The organism is Streptomyces sp. NPDC127098 (assembly GCF_042722465.1).
GTDB classification, from domain to species: Bacteria; Actinomycetota; Actinomycetes; order Streptomycetales; family Streptomycetaceae; genus Streptomyces; species Streptomyces millisiae.
In genome coordinates this window covers 1-15,751 of record NZ_JBHXFJ010000068.1, presented here as the reverse complement: position 1 = coordinate 15,751, position 15,751 = coordinate 1, and the positions used below count along the sequence as shown (strand labels likewise).

Sequence of the window (15,751 nt, the reverse complement as noted above, 5' to 3'; positions counted from 1 at the left end):
TGCCCAGGGAGCGGTAGCTCTCCGCTCGATCGAGGCCCCTAGCCCAGAGCCTTCGGCTGGGGGCCTCTCCCGCGCGGGTAGCCCGCGAGACCCCCGCCTCATCGGCCAACCGCACCCGACTCCACCCCCAGAGGGCGCGGAGTCGACGGAGTTGCGCGGCGAGGCGCATCCCCTGCTCCCGCTGCACCGCCTCCGTCACGCCACCGACGCTACGGCGCAGGGCCAACGGATGCCCCTCATGCACGCCGAAGTCCGGGACCGGCCGCCACCCTCCTACCCCAACGCGATCGCCGAAGCTCTCGCGCCGGCGGCTGGTCTCGAAGGCGGGAGCGAGGCTGTAAGTGCGCGCCCCACGGGCGAGTGAACCCCTGTCGGCTTCCCAGCGCCGCCAGGTCGTTGGGGGCTATGCCGGATGCATGAAGCGTCTTTCGATCGCGCTGGCCTCCGTGCTGGCCGCCCTCGCAGCAGTACTAGCCCTCCCCGTCTCACCGGCAGCGGCCGCGCCGGGCGACGTCATCACCGCCTCGCTGTCCGAACTGATCGACAACCTTCCCGTCCAAGACGAAGGCAGCCGCGACGGCTACTCCCGGGAACAGTTCAAGCACTGGATCGACGCCGACCGGGATGGCTGCAACACCCGCAACGAAGTCCTCCTTCGGGACGCGGTCGTGGCACCGGAGATCACCGGCCGCTGCACCATCACCGCCGACACCGGCCAGTGGTTCAGCTGGTACGACGACACCACCCAGACCGACAAGAACGACGTCGACATCGACCACATGGTCCCCCTCGGCGAAGCCTGGGACTCCACCGCCTCAACATGGACCGCCGCCGAGCGACAGGCCTACGCCAACGACCTCGACGACGAACGCGCGCTGCTTGCCGTCCACGACTCCGCCAACCAGTCCAAGGCCGACCGCGACCCGGCCGAATGGATGCCGCCCGCCGAGGGGGTGGCCTGCCGGTACATCACCGACTGGGTCGTGGTGAAAACCCGCTGGGGCCTCACCGCCGACCCGGCCGAACACACCGCCATCCAGGAGATCGCCGCCGGCTGCGATGACCCTACGGTCGTCGTCGTCCTCGCCCGATAGCCCCACAGTCAGCCAGCCCCGTGCCGAGACGGCCCGGTCGTGAAAGGCCGAGGCGGGCCCGGCCCACCCCGACCGTTCCATCACTCCCCCGCGGATGCCGCGCCAACGCCGGCATCTCCCGATCCCCCTTGGAGGGCTTCGTGCGACTCAACCGACTCGCCACCCTGTTCGCCGCCGTCGCCGCGGCCGGCACGCTCGTCCTGTCCCTGCCGGGCACGGCACAGGCCGCGACCGGCACCCTGACCATCGGCTTCCAGCGAATCCAGGACCCCAGCGGCTGCTACAACGGACAGATCTCCCCACTGACCGTGCGCAACGGCACCGACGCCACCGCGACCATCTACGACCAGCCCGACTGCCAAGGCCAGGCCATCGGACAGCTCACCCCCGGACAAGCCGGCGCCTTCGAATTCGGAGCAAGCGTCAGCATCCCCTGACCATTCAGCCGAGGACTGGGCCCTCCCTCGCCGGCGGAGAAAGCCTACCGGCCACTGTCCCCGGCGGGGGCTGAGCGCGAGACAGACCGGCCCTCGCCTCGCCACCAGCCGAACAAGCGCGCCGAACCCGCCCGGGCCGGCACCAGTGAGGTACTGGTGGTGGGGCGAGCTGGCCAGCCCGAGTGGAGCCGATACTGGCCCACGCCGTCCTCGCCCTGCCCGAGCGCACAGCCCTTCCACGGCCGCTGGCGTCACCCCGTCCTTCGGACTTTGGCCCCACTTCGAGGCTGCTAGTTCTTGGTTCATCAATCAGCTGGATAAATGGGCGGCTGAGGCTGTTTTGAGAGGGTGTCAGGTTCCCGGTCAGATGGTTAGGGCCGCGAGGGGCGCGCCTGGAAAAGTCGAGAATTGCAATACACCGGCACCTTGTTCAGTGGACCTCTTCTCTGGCCTGCCGGCCAGAGCCAGCCAACCCCCGAACTCACCCCAACGGGCGGCTTAAGCCAAGAAACCCAACCGGACCGCATCCAGCGGACCGCCGGGCAAGCCAGCCACCCGTCGGCGACGAGGACCGGGACGACGCCCCCAGCCGGCCCGGGGAGAGGAGAACTCAAGGAAGAATGCGTCAGGCGCTTCCTCAGTCCGATGTCGTGACGACCTCCGCGGCCGTCCAGCCGAACGGGTCATCGTGCATTGCGCGTCATCGAGGCGGAGCGGATGCAGTGGTGGTGTCGTGGGTGCCGACCAGATGAGGTAGAGCGGCCGAAGGTCACCGCCGCAGCCTCTGGTACGGTGCCGTCCTGGCTCGGTGAGCACGCTACGGGTATCGATCGGCGCCCTGATCGCCGATCAGGGCGCCGGATGTGCCGTCGGATTGGGCTTGCACGGTGTCCGCCGGTTTGTGGATTCGCCGTGCACAACCTCGCAGAAAGGATTCTGACGGCTGGTCGTGCGCTTCCTCCTGCGTTATCCCGAAGGATGGTGCTGGCTGAGAGGTGATCAGGGCGGAGGTATCGGCAGGCCAGCGTGGTAGTCGACGTTTGGCTCCGGTGGCAACGGTTCCCTGGTGGTCGGGTTGGTGGTGTAGGCGATCCGCACCTCTTCTGCCGTGAGTGGTTCGAGCCACGCGTCAGTCATCTTCCAACCACGCAGGACCTCTCGTCCGCCGCAGCCGGGTACACGGGACCGGGCGACGAGAGCCGCCTGTACAGCGGGCTCCATGCCCTTCGCCAGCAACTCGTGCGTGTGTGTCAACTCCGCAGGGTCGTATGCGATGTGTCTGGCGGTGACGACCGCGGTAAGTGCCGAAGTGGCTGGCGAGCGGGCAATCACACTGACGACGATGTGATGTACGCCGAGGCCAAGCTCTCCGATGAGTTCCACCAAGCAGATCCTGGCGCGCAACCAAAGCAAAGGCGGGATGGGGTCTGGGCTGGTCATGAGCGCTACGGCTTTCCTTCCTGATTGAGCCGGAGGGCGTTCGGCCGGGTCGACGGGTGGGCGCCGAGAACCTCGGAACTGGCTGGGATGGGACAGCGTGAACTCGTGATCCTGGCCAGATGGCCGCGCAGATCGGCGGCCGGCTCCTGCACGGAGGTCAGGGACCGGTGCGCGGACGGCGAGTTCCTGTACCGGCGAGGCGTTCGGTGTGAACGACCCAGGTGACGGCCTGCACAGTGCTTGGCAGTTCCCCCAGGCGCAGTGCCGCCTCGCGGTAGCAGTGCGCCAGCGCCGTGTACCGGCGTGGGTTGGACAGGCCACGATCGCGATTGCCGTAGGTCTCCCCTACCGCGATGTCGTGGGCGTGCCGGTCGATGACCACGGCATCGGGATCGGATGGATTCGCGATGCATCGGTAAAAGTGGCCCGTCTTGCGGGTCATCGGTAGGACTTCGGTGGGGTCCGCGCCTGCGAGGATTTTCGCTGCCTTGGTCAGCGCATCGGTGAAGTGCCCGCCCGACAGGCCGCTTTCGCAGGCCTGGCGGGCTAGGCGGATGTTCTCCGACCAGGACTTGTTGGCAGATAAGGCGGCGATCACGCCCGCACCCGCCTGTGGATTGCCGCCGGTCATCATGTCCGCCAGTTCGTGCGCGGTGCGGTACCAGGCGCGGCCGCGCTGCTCCTGATCTGCCGTGGCGGACCGCCACACGGCGGTGATGTTGCGGACGTACCGCTCACGCGCCGCATCCGGCGGGTTAGCGGGTATCACTGTCTTCCTCCTTTCAATGCAGTCGAGCGACAACGGGTGCGGCGGCCACGGATTGCCGCCGGCGGAACGGACTTCGGGCTCCGGGCAACCGGCCTAGAGGCGATTAGGCGTTGGAAGGGCCTTGGTTGAAGCCCATGCCGAAAGACATAAGTGGCGTAGCTGGCCTCAGCGCCCGGCAGTGGTGCGACATCGACCGAGGCAGGCCTCGCCGTCGGGCGCGGACGTGACGGAGCCGGTTCGGGCCGCGGCTCATGGCTCAGGGCTGGCCGTGGGCACGGCGATGTGCCGAGAAGGTGCTGCAACGGGAGCAGCATTACGTCGATGTCCAGGCAAGAGGTGCGGCGGACCGCCCGGTTTTCAGAACACCGACGCCGGGATCAGGCCCAGAGATCTAGCCAGTGAGGCTGTGCTTGAGCCGGCAGTTGTCCGGGGGCTCGCCAGGCGTCCCATTCGTCAGCCGGTTTTCTGGACTGGCCGCCCTGTCCTTGAGCATGGTGGTGTCCGGGCAGGGACAGTCGGGATCGTCGCAGGGGCGACCGGGCGGGCATGGCACGCCCCGAGAGCGACCGCCGTGGGAGGCAGTGCCGTTCGGTAGGACTCCCGCCCATTCCACTCGGACGACTCCTGCTGATCGTCGCCCACGCCAGGCCGGCGCATGGTCGCGCGCCTCAATCCTGGGGGCCGATCCCCTGAATGTGCGCAGATGCGCCGCTGACGCGTCGCATTCCGGCAGCCTCAACTCACCGTCGTCCGGACCTGCAACCAGGCGGGTACGCTTCCTTAACGGTGCCTAGCGGCGCATGGCCGAGGGTGTCGCGACGACTGTGACGGGGGCGAACCCGCGTCGCCGTCTCCTCCTCGCACCACGCCTATTCCTCGGCGTCACGGGGCTCAGAGGGTTCTGGCATCGGTAGAGGACGGGTGAGGCGAACGCGCGATTCATCGGTGACGGCAGGGTCACTGTTCCAGATCTCAATGCACTCCGAACACGTTGCCTGGCGGGGGTCCATTACGACGGTGCTGGTGAATCCGCACTTCGTTTCCCGCGCCGCCAGATGCGCGTCGGAGTCGGCATCCTCCGTACGTGGGGACTGCGGGTCGAGAGCACGGTCGATGCACGCCTCCCGCTCCCCAGCCGGCGGGGCACAGCGAACAGCGCGGGCGAGTTGCTCCAACCGGTCGGCCAGTTGCTTCTGTGGTCCGTACAAGGCGATGCCGTTGCTGCCGGTCCACACCGCAACGGCCATCTCGCCAGGCTCAACGGTGGCACCGTCGATGTCGGTGCCCGGATAGAGCAGTTCTGCCGGGCTGTCCGCTTCCGCCCATTCAAGTCGGTCGGACATGTTGGTCTTCTCCCTTCGATGGTGCAGAGCTCGGATTGGTGATGGGCGGATGGCTCAGCTCTGGACTGGCGATCGCCCTTGGCTATGGAGAAAGGGACCACGTGGTCCTCGGCCACTCTCGGAACGAGCTGGGCCGCTGGGCGAAGGGGCCTGGGGGCGCCCTGCGATTGGCACCCAACTGGCAGTCGAACCGCATCGGGTACCACGTCCCTTGCGGGGGACGGCTGGACTTCAGAATTCCCTTTTGAGGAGCAGCTGTGGGGCCCGTAAACCCACTCTTCTAAGCCAGCTGTTGCATGCTTCGGCCCATGGCTCCAGTCCGATCAGCCCTTCGGGATATCGCGAACTGACGGGGATGGTAGATCAGCAGAGCCGAGGGGCAGGCGTTGAGGCGGCGCGGGATTAGGGGGACAGTGGTCTGGGACGAGGCGCTTTGATGTCCTGTGCCGAAGGACCATCCGGCGACGGGGCGCTGGTGAATTGGACGGCCAAGGTACGAACCGGACCGGCGCGGAGTCCGGCCCGCTGAGAGGCCGGTCAGTAGTACCTCAGCATCTCATCGACTTCCGCCAATGCCTCGGTGACCGTGTGGTCCATCACGTCGCGTCCTGCGGCGCGATAGATATAGATGAGGATCTCGGAGATTACCTGGGCTGCGAGGGCCGGGGCAAGATCGGCATCGAATCGCTGCCATCCGTCGTCGTCGCGGTAGTTCTCATCCTCGCCGATTCCGTGCGCGACTTCCGCGAGGTGGTGGAAGCCATGCTCTTCCAGCAGATGATGGAACCCTCGTTCCTCGTCATCCGTCTGGTGGGTGTCGGTCATGTCGAGATACGGGGAGTTCGGGAGCGGGCCATAGTGCGCAAGCACGAGGTCCTCCTTCTCACGTAGGCCGTTGGTAGGGGATTCAGTCCTTACGGTTCTTCAGGCACACCCCTGCTGAGGGGATGGAGTGTCCACAGATGACCAGCGGTGCGTTCCCCCCATCCCCAGGCTCGGAGCCCGAGCCGCGCTGCGCTGAGTGGGACGTCGGGCGGAGCCGATTGCTGCCGCGAGGTGCGTCTGGCTGGGCGGGCCGTACCCGGCCCGCCCAGCCGGACGTACCGCGGCCCCTCGAAGCGGGGTGGTGCTATGCGGCCCGCACCAGGTCAGTGCGATCCAGCAGGCCGGTCAGCGTGCTCAGGATGCTGCGGTCCATCTCGTGGACGCCTCCGGTGATGGCGCGCAGCATGTTGCGTTCCGGCCGGTGGACGTTGCGGACCGTTGCCTCATGGTGAGCGTAGGTGTTGACCGCCTGCACGACGCCGTAGGCAGTACCGCGCCAAGGCGCGACCCGCGCGTCCTCGTTCCACAGCCGAGTCAGCGAGTCACGCTTCTTCTCCGCCAAAGTGCGGCCGCGCCCTTTCTCCGCCGGCACGCGAACCTCGGCGTCGAGGAAGGCGTCCCACTGCCGGTCAGTGACCGTGGTCTGGCACAGCCGCGTGATCTCGGCGGCGAAGTCGTCGGCGGTCTGGTAGACGAGGTTGAGCGCCTCGCGGGCTTCGGCGACCTTCAGCCGTGAGTGCCGTGAGTGCTTGATCGCGATCTCCTGCCCGGCCTCCGACAGCGCCAACGCCATCGTGTTGTCGCAGACGATGTTGGTCGCGGCCCGTTTGAACCGGGTCTTCAGCGAGCCGTCAAAGCTCGTCGTGCCGAACAGGTTCGGGCGGAACTCGACCCCTTCCGGCGTGGTGATCGTCTCGGGGACCTCGATCGAGACCCATGCGACAGCGCCGCCGCGCAGCAGTCCGGCCGAGCCGATCGACAGCTCGTCGTCCAGAAGGGAGCCGATCTTGTTGATCAGCCACTCCTCGTAGGGGTGAGGCTGGTAGCCGGGGGTGAAGTACCCCATGACGTAGCCGTTGTCGCTTCGCAGGAACGCCTGGCGCGTACTGTCCTGCTGGAGTCGGCCGGTGACCGGGTTCTTCACGAACACCTCGCCAGAGACGGCCTCCCAGCCGAACAATCGCCTCCTGACGTCCTCCACCGGCACCGGCCCTGGATAGTGGTTGGGCTCGTCACCCTCCAGGCTGCGCCGGTGATGCCAGGCCGTTCCGCGCTTGTCGGTGAATCCAATCAGCACGTTGGCGTTCAGCCATTCCAGCGTCTCTTGAGACATACGGACGTGCTCCTTTCCTTCCTCTCGGGGGTGCATCACACGAAAGGCACGCGAAATATCGTTACTGATCAACTGCCCCGGGCAAGACCACGTTCGATCCTGCAGTTCTTCGGGGCGTGACTCTGTTCTTGCCCCTCACAGGAATACGGCGCAGCGAAACGCTCAAACGTCCGCTCCGCAGCCGCTTGACGCGTCGGCTCCGATTCCCTCCGGAAGGAGGAACCCACTCTCCACTCCACACAGCGTGTTCTGGTGAGAACTGCGCCACGGGGTGCCCGCCGGTGGCCACGCCTCCGATGGGCGCGTTTGATCAGGACCAGGACGTGCTTGACCTTCACGAGAGTCACGCAGGCGCTGGTAGGTATTTCACCGGCCATCGTCGCCGTCCGGGTTGCGGATGGCGCGATCGGAGTCGAGGCCATGCAGCAGACGCAGATGAATGTCTAGGTCGGGCTGACGCGGCACAGAAAGCTAGCCCAGGTCCAGTTCATGGCGCTCGCAGATCCGTGTCAGACGAGCGATCATCTTGCGGACATCGCTATAGGTGATGTGCATTTCCACTCTGCCGCTCCATTCGGGAGCATCCAGGTCGATGGCCTCCGACCACAGGTCGAGGCTGACTGCCTCGCCCGTGTCGCGAATTTCGAGGGTGTGGCATATCGAGCCTGCCGTCTGGGCCCAGAATTCACGATCCTCGCCGTCGGGTGACTCCTCGAAGACGTAGGAGTCCGTAGTCATCGTTTCCTCCTTCGTCTTCCCCGCCTTGTCGGAGGTGCCGCGCGACGAGGGCCTTGCGCCCCGCTCACGCGGGGCCGCCTCGCCGCAGACGATCGCTGCCCGCTGCGAGACCGCGACTTCTTTGATCCGCCGAAGATCCGGACCTCCCACTCCTGCTCTTCGTTCAGAACAGTCACCGGCAGGTGGGAGACGCTGTCACGCTGTGCGCGGGCGATCCGGTGCCATCCGTCGATGATCAACAAGGCGCCGTCGGCTTCCTTGATCTTCACCACAATGAGCGGTCGGTCCAGGTCGACCCGGTCTATGTAGTCCTCATCGATCCTGACCGCGGGAAGCCATCCGAACCACGGTTCAACGGCCATGCGATAGACGGGCAGGTCAGCGGCGATCTCCTGAGCCCGCGTGACATCCCACCGGTAGGCCAAGAACTGGAAGTACTCGCGGTCACTCATGTGCACTCATCCGTCCGGGCGTAGCGGCGGACGAACCGTTCGAGATCAGCGAGGGTGTTCAGCGCGTCGAACAGTTCGGCCGCCTCCCGCACCGTCAGCCGCAGGGCCTTCCGAGCGAATGCCGGGATGCTTATGGTGTCCCCCTCAGCAAAGCCCAGAGCGCGGGCGGCCTCGTTGAACACCAGCTCCGTGGAGTGGTTTGAGCCGATGACGCTGCCGTCGCTCCCTGCGATGACGGGATTGGGTCTGGCCAGTTGGGCGCCGGCCAGCAGAGCAGCGTGGTAGGCAAAACAGCCCTGGTCCCGGCGCCGATAAGTCATCTGGTTCCAGCACTCCGGGCAGGCCTGTATACGCCGAAGTGTGGCGTGCAGCAGGCGGGCGTTGGCCATGATCGGTGATGCTCCTTTCGCGAATCGGTGGTGTGCGGAGATTGGTGTGCAATGCCGCAGACCCGCACGCCAAGGCCCTCAGAGGGAGGGAGAGGGCCCGGGCCCTGGCGTGCAGGCGTGCCGCACTGAGCACGGGCGCGGGCAGCGTCTTGACGACCTCTCGCCGCAAGGCAACTCGTGACGGGGCGCCGGACCTATCTGTCCCGGTGGCTGAGGTGGTCCGGCAGTGGGAAGCTGCTGTGGTCTTCATCGCGCTGGCGGCGGAGGCTCTCGACGAGGTCCGCTGGATCGAACGATCCGGCATCGACGAGGAAGACGTGCAGCGGTCCCTGCAATCCGTGGTGACCAACCAGGTGATCGCATCTCGGTCGATACGCGTGCCACCCGAAGTGGTGAATCAGACGGGAATCGCCGCGATATCCCCGCCCATCCGCTAGAAGGGGGAGATGACAACTGACGACCGGTGGCTGGTGGACTCTATGTGGCGAGCGACCGATCTGACACGTGCGTACCTCGCCCAGAACCGCTCCCTAATAGCAACCTGCCTCACGGGGCTGGACGCCGGCCGGTTGGAGCGCGTTCTCGCCTGGCTCGTCCTCGACCACGACGACCTCTTCGACACCCTGGGGGAACCATCCATGACGGTGCGCCAAATCAACGGACTGGCAGCCTTGGCGCCGTTGGAACACGAGTACGCGACGACGACGGCCATACACCGGGTCGCCGCGAAGGAGTCGACGCTCACCCAAGCCCTGGAGGACTTAGCGCCGCTGGACCGCATCCACACCATCGCGATCTGTACCGCAGTCATGCTGCTGGAAGCGTATGGCCGTGCTCACGCCTTGAAGCAGCTCGACAACGACGCCGCGCACTACGAGCACCTGGGCTATCCGCGGCCCTACACGATCGCCTGACCCCAGCCTCGCTACCGGCCACGACCGGTGAGGCCGCCCTGACACCAGAGGCCAAGCACTCAGCGATACGGTCAGCCGGGCTTCCCCAGCCGAGCGTATTGCGTGGGCAGCCGTTGAGTCTCGGACAAGCCGCACCTTGTCGACCGGTCCCAGGGAACCTGCGTACCTCAGACGCACCGAGCCGGACGAAGTCTGTGCCGCTGGACGCCACACAGGTCTTTGTCCCCGGCCTGGTCACCTTCCTTTGCCAAGCGCCGCGAGAGCGTTCCTTCGGCTTTCCAGTTCAGATACCTTGGAATCTGGCGTGCCGACGTGCCGGAGCATGGCGATGTAGTCGTCAAGAGCATCCGGGGTGTCGGGTGTCGAGTTCCGCAGCTTTTGCCTGTAGGCGCAGTTCAGACCCCGCATGGTGTCGCAGACATTGGGCTCATCGACCACGTGCACGTAGCAGCCCGGATACTTTACGAAGATCCGGCACCCGCATCGGAGGTAATACCAGCCCGTCACCTCGCCGATGCCGTCCACGAGAACCCGTTCGGGACGCTCCATGAGCCGCATGCCGGCGTAGCGGGATTCGAAAGCGGCCGTGATCTTTTCCGGAACCCCGTAATGCTCGTTGATCGCCCGTCGCTGAGGCAGCGTATCGTGAACGGTTCCGTCCACGGCAACTTCCGCAAACGCGGCGTGCAGCCGCTGAGACTCCGGACACTCTTTCGTGCCGGGTCCCAGAGTATGCAAACGCCAGTACTTGACCACGAAGACGACGCAGCCGCATTCAAGGAAGAACCAACCGGATTCTCCCACCTTCTTATCAGGCACCGCTTCCTCCCTTTCTTTGCGACATGCAGCCCTTGGCCAAACACGCAGAAGTCCGGCTCTCCGCCACCTCTGCGCCGTTCATATCAGCGAGTCCTGCGATGGGAGTCGACTCTCCTCTTTCACCGTGCGCGTGGCGCGGTGTTCATCTCCCACGTCTCGTAGACACCGGCGATGATGCCGAGTTCTTGAAGGCGTATGGTCACGGCGTCAGCAGCGGTGCGCATGTCCACTGCCATGTCGTTCTCGTCGCAGTCGTGCTCGGACCCCTCAAAGGCGGCCGCCGCCTCCTGGTAAGAGCGGGCCAGGTCCGTGAGCTCTTTTCGTTCCTGGGGCAGTACCGCCACCGCCCCGTCCGGCGCCACGATCAGGTCGAGGGATTCGGCCACGCGCCGCGCAAACTCCACGCGGGCCGCCTTCTCCGAATGGAAGTAGTCTCCCTGCCTCACGCCACCGCCTACAGCCCAGGGCTGCACCTCTTCCGACCCGTGGGCCAGCACGAACTCCACACTCTCACCCGGCACCTGATAGCGCTCCACAATGGCGTAGTGACCGTACATCGCCGGCTTGTCCCGCTTGGCCATATTCAGTAGCTCCTGATTTCGTGGGGCGAGCGATCATCTTGACAGCACTGGGCGGGAAATCAACGACCATTGATGCCACCTCTCTCGGCGCCTTTCCCCGTAGAGGCGATCTTCGGTACTGCTGCAGGGATGCATCACCGTCCGGAGGCCAGACGTTCCCAGGCCGGCTCCCCAATTCGCTGAATTTCCGACGGCAACTTCTGCCCGTGCTGACCAAGTCGGTGCGCACAGGACAGTTCCGCTCGTCACCGTGCACCATCGGGAAGTCGACGCACGTTGCCCCCAATCCGTTTCTTGACTGCCAGCACGAGGGTAGGGCATCAGAGCCGCTGTAAGGGCTGGCGAAGTCTTTCCCGCCCCGGTCCTCCACTTCGGAGGAGGATTCATAGCGCCCGCGCTTGCCTCTTGCTGTCGGAGCTATTGCTCCTCATTACAATGCGGCTGTGGAATTGCCCCGAACGTCCGCAGGGGGCGATCAGATTCGGGAGTTTCCCGGCCAGCATGGCGAGTCATTTCGCACTGATCCGATTAGCGTTCTGCTTCGTCAAGATGAGCTGACGCGTGGTGCTGCGCAGGCCTGGGACGGCCGGTCTCCCGCTAAGAGGCAGGCCAACCAACCGTCCCAGGCACTCGACGCTTCCGCGCTATGCGGTGTGCTGGGCGACGAGAGTTGCCAGGTCGTCGAGGTCGTTATCTGAGTGGAACAGGTCGTCCGCTTCGTCCTCGGTCAGCGCCAGGGCGCGGCGGGCGAACTCGCGGATCTCGATCGTGTCGTTCTCCTCGAAGCCGAGGCTGCGCGCGGCGTCGTTGTATGCCAGCCCAGCGTTCCTGTTGAGCTCTGTGTCGCAGCCGGGGAGACTGATGACGTGCTGAGGGCTGATCAGCTGCCCGCCGGCGATCCGGGCGGCGTGATAGGCGAAGCAGCCCTTGTCGCCCTGGCGGTAGTACGGCTGGAGCCAGGTTTCCGGGTGTTCCTGTATGTGGTGCAGGGTGGCGTTCAACAGTTCGGCATTGGCCATGGCGAGGTGTGTCCCTTCTCATTCCAGAGTCCCCACCCGAGAGCAGTCCGCCTCACCCGGCAGCCCCGTTTCCGCGACCGCGGAGACAGGTCATGGGCTGTTGGCGGTACAGGGCGGCCCCACTCCTGCGGGTGGGGCGCAGGGCTGGGAGGGAGCCGCCCGTTCCGCCCGGCGTGCGGGCGGGTCCGGCAGCGTGGAATGCAGACGAAAGGCGCTGCCGGAGTCCTTGCGAGGCGGCCCCGCTCACCCTTGAACAGGCCGAGTCAGCGGCCTATCGGCAGCGGGCCCGCCATGGCGGGCCATGGTGCTCAGCGGCTGCGGCCGTGGGGCAGACAGTCGCGTGCGGGCACGGGCTGGTGATGTAGGTCCCGCCGTACAAGCTGGTCCGGTCCGGACGCGAACGATTCCAGGGCGGGCAGGTCGATGTAGCCCCATTCGCCCTGGGTGGTGTCGTCTCCCAGGGCCGCCCATCCGAAGGCTTCTCCGGTGTCCGGGTCCAGCTCGGTGATGTACCACTCGCCCCAGGGGGCGACGTACCGCAGGTGGACGATCGCATCCCCGGCGGGCTGGTGGTCCGTGCCGTACAGCGGCGGGATCGCGGCCAGGTCCTGCTCGGGCGGGTAGAACGCGTGCCCGCGTAGTTCTCGGTGGATTTCCGGGGGGCGCGTTCTCATGGCGACGCCCCCGAGTCCGTGTTCCGCCTGGCTTGGTGACGCAGGGAGGTGATCAGTTCCCTGAGGAGGACCACGATGTCCTGGTGGATGGCCAGCAGCTCGAAGACCCGCTTCACCGCCTCGGGGTCGTCGTCCTCGGGCTGGGGATCGTGCAGGGCGTGCCAATGCGCCAGCAGGTGTTCGACGTAGGCGCGTTCATCGGCGGTCCACGACTGAGGGGGGTAGCCGTCGATTCTGCGGGGGTCCCGCATGGCATGGCCGCCGCCGGGGGTGTGCCAGTGGTCCGGCTCGCGTCCGGTCAACCGGGTCATGGGTCATCACGGGCCGCTGCGACAAGCTCCTCGGTCAGTGCCAGCGCGTCCCCGCCATCCCCGGAGCGGAGTTCGTCGTGCCTGGCGCAGTCCTTCTCGTCGGCCTCCCCGTCCTCGTCCCCGTACGGCGCAGTCGCTGTCGTGAAGCTCTCGGACGGCTCAGGGAGGAGTTTGGCTTCATCGACGGAGCGCTCAGTGATCGTCAGATATCCCACGCTTCCGTCGATCGGCAGTTCATCGAGCCACTGGTCCTCGTGATCTTCCAGATATCCCGCCAAGTCCTCCGGGCTCTCGGCTATGGCGCCTGGTATCTCGACAGTGACGGGAAAGGTGTAGTTCACCGTCTCGGTAACGGTCAGTTCGACCGCGACGGTCTTCCGGTCGTCCTCGTCCATCGGCTCCTTCCTTCCATTCGTGCACCAACGAGGACGACACGACGGCGCCGCCCGGGAAGGGCGGCACCGTCGTGTCGGGGCTGCGGAATCATCCGCCGTGTCAGAGCTTTCGGCTGTTCAGCCTGATTTCCAGACCGTCGTCCTGGTAGAGCATGCGCAGGCGCTCCAGGGCCGATCGCGCCTGGCTCTCGGTCAGGCCGTGGACGATCAGCACATCCGGCACGCCCGAGTTATGGCCGGTCCACGCGGGATCGTCCGTCGTGCTCCACAGGCTGTAGTTGCGCGCTTCCACGATCACTCCGCCCTTCCTTCTTTCGGGCCGCTCGTTGGCCCCGAGCGTGTCGCGATCAGCTGCCGTCCACGGGCCGTCGATCACGCGTTCAGGGCGGGCCGGGCGCCGGGCCCTCGACGTCTGGCGCCCGACCCGCTGCGAGAAACACAGCAACCGCCCGCAGGCCCGCCTCCGCTCCTCGGTGTAAGAGAGGGCCACGGCCGCGGTCACTCCCCCTCGGCCTCCTGCGCGGTGTACTCCTGGACGAGCCGTTCGAGGTCCGCCAGGCCGTTGCACCCGCAGAACAGTTCCGCCGCCTGCTCATCGCTCAACTTCAGGGCTCGACGGGCGAACAGGTTGATGCTGATGAAGTCGCCGTCCTCGTACCCCAGGGCCCGTGCGGCGTCATTCACCACCACCCGGACGTCGTCGTTCGGGTCGATCGAGCCGTCCCCCCAGGTGATGGTCGGCTCGGGGTCCTCCAGGACCGCGCCAGCGAGTCGAGCCGCGTGGAACGCAAAGCATCCCCGGTTTCCCGCACGCCACACCGTTTGATCCCAGGACTCGCGGCCGTCCTGGATGTGGCGCAGCGTCGTGTGCAGCAGGTCCCCATTGGCCATGAAGAAGGTCCTCCTGTTCCAGTCATCGCCCCGGCATGTCCCCGCACACCGACCGGCCGTAGGCAGCACGGTGCTCCGTCACCTGGTCTGCGGTGGCAGCGGGAAGATTCCCTCCCAGCCGGGGCGAGGAGCTGGGAGGGGACCGCTGAACCCTTCTGGGTGCGAGTGGGCCTCGGCAGCGCCGAATGAGCGACGGAACGTGCTCCCGACGTCGTGGCGTGGTTGAACCGCCCGTGCACAGGGGTCCGTGTTCAGGCGTAGTCGTCTTGGCGACAACCCCGCGCGCCGCTGGGCGAGCGTTCAGTCCCGAGCCGCAGTCGACATGGAAACCCGCCTCCAGCAGCGCCACGACGGCCCGGAGGGAGGACGCTGCCGAGCGCAGCGCCGCCGGTTCAGCATGGTTGCGTCAGCGTATTGGGTACAGGAGCACGGCAGCGACAGCGTCAGCGGGCATCGCGTCGGGGTAGAGCAGGTCCCGGGCTCCGGTGTCCCGCCGCAGTTCCTCGCTCGTCGGATAGACCCGGCCTCTGCCGCCGGTTTCGTCGAGGTACATCGCCTGCGCGAGGTCCAGCAGCGGCGAGTATCGGTTGCCTTCCCCGTCGCTGGATAGGACGACGAGCATGTCATCCGGCAGGGCACACAGCACTGTCTTCAACTGTCCGACAGTCAGCGGCTTCCGACACCGCGTGGTCGGGAAATCGGGCATGACCAACCTCCTTGGCGATAGCGCCCGAGACGACCGGAACGAGCCCCTACTGATCTTTTCGTTAGTTCTGTGGGTGCGGCGGGCTCGTTGGTGGGAGTCTGTTGTCGTGTCTTCCAAGCCTTCGTCTGTTGTCTCAGGGCCTGTCGTTCCTCCTTTGACGCGACCACAGTTGGCCGAGGCTCGGCGGGTGCGGGCGGCCGAGTTGTTCGGGCAGGGGCGCTCGAATGCCGAGATCGCACGCATGCTGGGGGTCAGTGACGAGAGTGTGCGGCGGTGGAAACGGGTCTGGGAGAAGGAAGGCACTGACGCCTTGCGGCGGCGCCCGGCCACCGGTCGCCCGCCCAAGCTGGACGACGCCCAGGTCGAGCAGGTGCGGACCGCGCTGGAACAAGGGGCTCAGGCGCATGGTTTCGAGGCTGATCTGTGGACACTGGAACGGGTCGGTCTCGTGGTCGAGCGGATGACAGGGACAGCCCTGTCGAGGGCGTCGGTGTGGCGGCTGCTGACCGGCCGGCTGGGATGGAGCCTCCAGCGCCCCGAGCGCCGGGCGGTGGAGCGGGATGAATCCGAGATCGCCCGCTGGATCGCTCATGAATGGCCGCGCATCAAAAGGGGGCGGTG

Annotated in this window: 22 protein-coding genes; 5 read left to right on the top strand and 17 right to left on the bottom strand. The window is 66.3% G+C overall.

The annotated features are described in order from the left end of the window. Positions 1-416: 416 nt before the first annotated feature. A complete protein-coding gene (locus ACFWI8_RS30375) occupies positions 417-1,094 on the top strand; it encodes an HNH endonuclease family protein (RefSeq protein WP_387098147.1) in 678 nt (225 codons plus the stop codon). A 140-nt stretch (positions 1,095-1,234) separates the two neighbouring features. Continuing rightward, on the top strand, positions 1,235-1,531 hold the full coding sequence (locus ACFWI8_RS30370) for a hypothetical protein (protein WP_387098145.1): 297 nt from the start codon (positions 1,235-1,237) through the stop codon (positions 1,529-1,531). A 999-nt stretch (positions 1,532-2,530) separates the two neighbouring features. Here the strand turns inward: ACFWI8_RS30370 and ACFWI8_RS30365 are convergent. The 8 genes from ACFWI8_RS30365 to ACFWI8_RS30330 all read right to left on the bottom strand — a co-directional run bounded on the left by ACFWI8_RS30365 (position 2,531) and on the right by ACFWI8_RS30330 (position 8,820). Further along, complete coding sequence (locus tag ACFWI8_RS30365) at positions 2,531-2,914, bottom strand: hypothetical protein (RefSeq protein WP_387098143.1); 384 nt, start codon at positions 2,912-2,914, stop codon at positions 2,531-2,533. Positions 2,915-3,128: 214 nt separating this feature from the next. After that, positions 3,129-3,740, bottom strand: coding sequence for a hypothetical protein (locus ACFWI8_RS30360; RefSeq protein ID WP_387098141.1), 612 nt, complete (start codon positions 3,738-3,740; stop codon positions 3,129-3,131). A gap of 869 nt (positions 3,741-4,609) precedes the next feature. After that, positions 4,610-5,083 (bottom strand): hypothetical protein, encoded by a 474-nt coding sequence (locus tag ACFWI8_RS30355; protein ID WP_387098139.1) that lies wholly within the window; start codon positions 5,081-5,083, stop codon positions 4,610-4,612. 537 nt (positions 5,084-5,620) lie between these two features. Beyond that, positions 5,621-5,953 carry a hypothetical protein gene (locus tag ACFWI8_RS30350; RefSeq protein WP_387098137.1) on the bottom strand — a complete coding sequence of 111 codons (333 nt, stop codon included), beginning with the start codon at positions 5,951-5,953 and terminating at the stop codon, positions 5,621-5,623. A 259-nt stretch (positions 5,954-6,212) separates the two neighbouring features. Next, positions 6,213-7,241 carry a DUF932 domain-containing protein gene (locus tag ACFWI8_RS30345; protein WP_387098135.1) on the bottom strand — a complete coding sequence of 343 codons (1,029 nt, stop codon included), beginning with the start codon at positions 7,239-7,241 and terminating at the stop codon, positions 6,213-6,215. Positions 7,242-7,712: 471 nt separating this feature from the next. Next, on the bottom strand, positions 7,713-7,979 hold the full coding sequence (locus tag ACFWI8_RS30340) for a hypothetical protein (protein WP_387098133.1): 267 nt from the start codon (positions 7,977-7,979) through the stop codon (positions 7,713-7,715). Beyond that, a complete protein-coding gene (locus ACFWI8_RS30335) occupies positions 7,976-8,431 on the bottom strand; it encodes a hypothetical protein (protein ID WP_387098131.1) in 456 nt (151 codons plus the stop codon). The genes ACFWI8_RS30340 and ACFWI8_RS30335 overlap by 4 nt, the downstream gene beginning before the upstream one ends. Continuing rightward, positions 8,428-8,820 (bottom strand): hypothetical protein, encoded by a 393-nt coding sequence (locus ACFWI8_RS30330; RefSeq protein ID WP_387098129.1) that lies wholly within the window; start codon positions 8,818-8,820, stop codon positions 8,428-8,430. Before ACFWI8_RS30330 ends, ACFWI8_RS30335 begins: the two co-directional genes overlap by 4 nt. A gap of 206 nt (positions 8,821-9,026) precedes the next feature. Here ACFWI8_RS30330 and ACFWI8_RS30325 point away from each other — a divergent pair, with 206 nt between their 5' ends. Continuing rightward, complete coding sequence (locus tag ACFWI8_RS30325) at positions 9,027-9,257, top strand: hypothetical protein (RefSeq protein ID WP_387098127.1); 231 nt, start codon at positions 9,027-9,029, stop codon at positions 9,255-9,257. Between the two features lie 9 nt (positions 9,258-9,266). Next, complete coding sequence (locus ACFWI8_RS30320; protein ID WP_387098125.1) at positions 9,267-9,734, top strand: hypothetical protein; 468 nt, start codon at positions 9,267-9,269, stop codon at positions 9,732-9,734. Between the two features lie 234 nt (positions 9,735-9,968). Here the strand turns inward: ACFWI8_RS30320 and ACFWI8_RS30315 are convergent, their stop codons facing one another. The 9 genes from ACFWI8_RS30315 to ACFWI8_RS30275 form a co-directional block, all read right to left on the bottom strand. Further along, the gene (locus ACFWI8_RS30315; RefSeq protein ID WP_387098123.1) at positions 9,969-10,553 is read right to left on the bottom strand and encodes a hypothetical protein; all 585 of its coding nucleotides are present in this window, start codon (positions 10,551-10,553) and stop codon (positions 9,969-9,971) included. A 119-nt stretch (positions 10,554-10,672) separates the two neighbouring features. After that, positions 10,673-11,134, bottom strand: coding sequence for a hypothetical protein (locus ACFWI8_RS30310; RefSeq protein WP_387098121.1), 462 nt, complete (start codon positions 11,132-11,134; stop codon positions 10,673-10,675). Positions 11,135-11,778: 644 nt separating this feature from the next. Continuing rightward, on the bottom strand, positions 11,779-12,153 hold the full coding sequence (locus tag ACFWI8_RS30305; protein WP_387098119.1) for a hypothetical protein: 375 nt from the start codon (positions 12,151-12,153) through the stop codon (positions 11,779-11,781). A 308-nt stretch (positions 12,154-12,461) separates the two neighbouring features. Then, positions 12,462-12,827 (bottom strand): DUF2958 domain-containing protein, encoded by a 366-nt coding sequence (locus ACFWI8_RS30300; protein WP_387098117.1) that lies wholly within the window; start codon positions 12,825-12,827, stop codon positions 12,462-12,464. Continuing rightward, complete coding sequence (locus tag ACFWI8_RS30295; RefSeq protein WP_387098115.1) at positions 12,824-13,138, bottom strand: hypothetical protein; 315 nt, start codon at positions 13,136-13,138, stop codon at positions 12,824-12,826. The genes ACFWI8_RS30300 and ACFWI8_RS30295 overlap by 4 nt, the downstream gene beginning before the upstream one ends. Beyond that, entirely contained in the window at positions 13,135-13,533 is a 399-nt protein-coding gene (locus ACFWI8_RS30290; protein ID WP_387098113.1) for a hypothetical protein, read from the bottom strand. Before ACFWI8_RS30290 ends, ACFWI8_RS30295 begins: the two co-directional genes overlap by 4 nt. Before the next feature lie 100 nt (positions 13,534-13,633). Continuing rightward, positions 13,634-14,035 (bottom strand): hypothetical protein, encoded by a 402-nt coding sequence (locus ACFWI8_RS30285; RefSeq protein WP_387098112.1) that lies wholly within the window; start codon positions 14,033-14,035, stop codon positions 13,634-13,636. Next, entirely contained in the window at positions 14,032-14,424 is a 393-nt protein-coding gene (locus ACFWI8_RS30280; RefSeq protein WP_387098110.1) for a hypothetical protein, read from the bottom strand. Before ACFWI8_RS30280 ends, ACFWI8_RS30285 begins: the two co-directional genes overlap by 4 nt. A 406-nt stretch (positions 14,425-14,830) precedes the next feature. Further along, positions 14,831-15,130 carry a hypothetical protein gene (locus tag ACFWI8_RS30275; protein ID WP_387098108.1) on the bottom strand — a complete coding sequence of 100 codons (300 nt, stop codon included), beginning with the start codon at positions 15,128-15,130 and terminating at the stop codon, positions 14,831-14,833. Between the two features lie 187 nt (positions 15,131-15,317). Between ACFWI8_RS30275 and ACFWI8_RS30270 the strand changes: the two genes are divergently transcribed. Then, positions 15,318-15,751 (top strand): winged helix-turn-helix domain-containing protein (locus tag ACFWI8_RS30270; protein WP_387098106.1); only part of this gene is annotated, 434 nt, incomplete at its 3' end.

What these genes read in the sequence shown, in the direction of transcription:
- ACFWI8_RS30345 (WP_387098135.1), bottom strand. Translation starts at nt 7,241, where the DNA reads ATGTCTCAAGAGACGCTGGAATGGCTGAACGCCAACGTGCTGATTGGA.
- ACFWI8_RS30290 (WP_387098113.1), bottom strand. Translation starts at nt 13,533, where the DNA reads ATGGACGAGGACGACCGGAAGACCGTCGCGGTCGAACTGACCGTTACC.
- ACFWI8_RS30295 (WP_387098115.1), bottom strand. Translation starts at nt 13,138, where the DNA reads ATGACCCGGTTGACCGGACGCGAGCCGGACCACTGGCACACCCCCGGC.
- ACFWI8_RS30330 (WP_387098129.1), bottom strand. Translation starts at nt 8,820, where the DNA reads ATGGCCAACGCCCGCCTGCTGCACGCCACACTTCGGCGTATACAGGCC.
- ACFWI8_RS30305 (WP_387098119.1), bottom strand. Translation starts at nt 12,153, where the DNA reads ATGGCCAATGCCGAACTGTTGAACGCCACCCTGCACCACATACAGGAA.
- ACFWI8_RS30340 (WP_387098133.1), bottom strand. Translation starts at nt 7,979, where the DNA reads ATGACTACGGACTCCTACGTCTTCGAGGAGTCACCCGACGGCGAGGAT.
- ACFWI8_RS30310 (WP_387098121.1), bottom strand. Translation starts at nt 11,134, where the DNA reads ATGGCCAAGCGGGACAAGCCGGCGATGTACGGTCACTACGCCATTGTG.
- ACFWI8_RS30280 (WP_387098110.1), bottom strand. Translation starts at nt 14,424, where the DNA reads ATGGCCAATGGGGACCTGCTGCACACGACGCTGCGCCACATCCAGGAC.
- ACFWI8_RS30320 (WP_387098125.1), top strand. Translation starts at nt 9,267, where the DNA reads ATGACAACTGACGACCGGTGGCTGGTGGACTCTATGTGGCGAGCGACC.
- ACFWI8_RS30335 (WP_387098131.1), bottom strand. Translation starts at nt 8,431, where the DNA reads ATGAGTGACCGCGAGTACTTCCAGTTCTTGGCCTACCGGTGGGATGTC.
- ACFWI8_RS30300 (WP_387098117.1), bottom strand. Translation starts at nt 12,827, where the DNA reads ATGAGAACGCGCCCCCCGGAAATCCACCGAGAACTACGCGGGCACGCG.
- ACFWI8_RS30355 (WP_387098139.1), bottom strand. Translation starts at nt 5,083, where the DNA reads ATGTCCGACCGACTTGAATGGGCGGAAGCGGACAGCCCGGCAGAACTG.
- ACFWI8_RS30375 (WP_387098147.1), top strand. Translation starts at nt 417, where the DNA reads ATGAAGCGTCTTTCGATCGCGCTGGCCTCCGTGCTGGCCGCCCTCGCA.
- ACFWI8_RS30275 (WP_387098108.1), bottom strand. Translation starts at nt 15,130, where the DNA reads ATGCCCGATTTCCCGACCACGCGGTGTCGGAAGCCGCTGACTGTCGGA.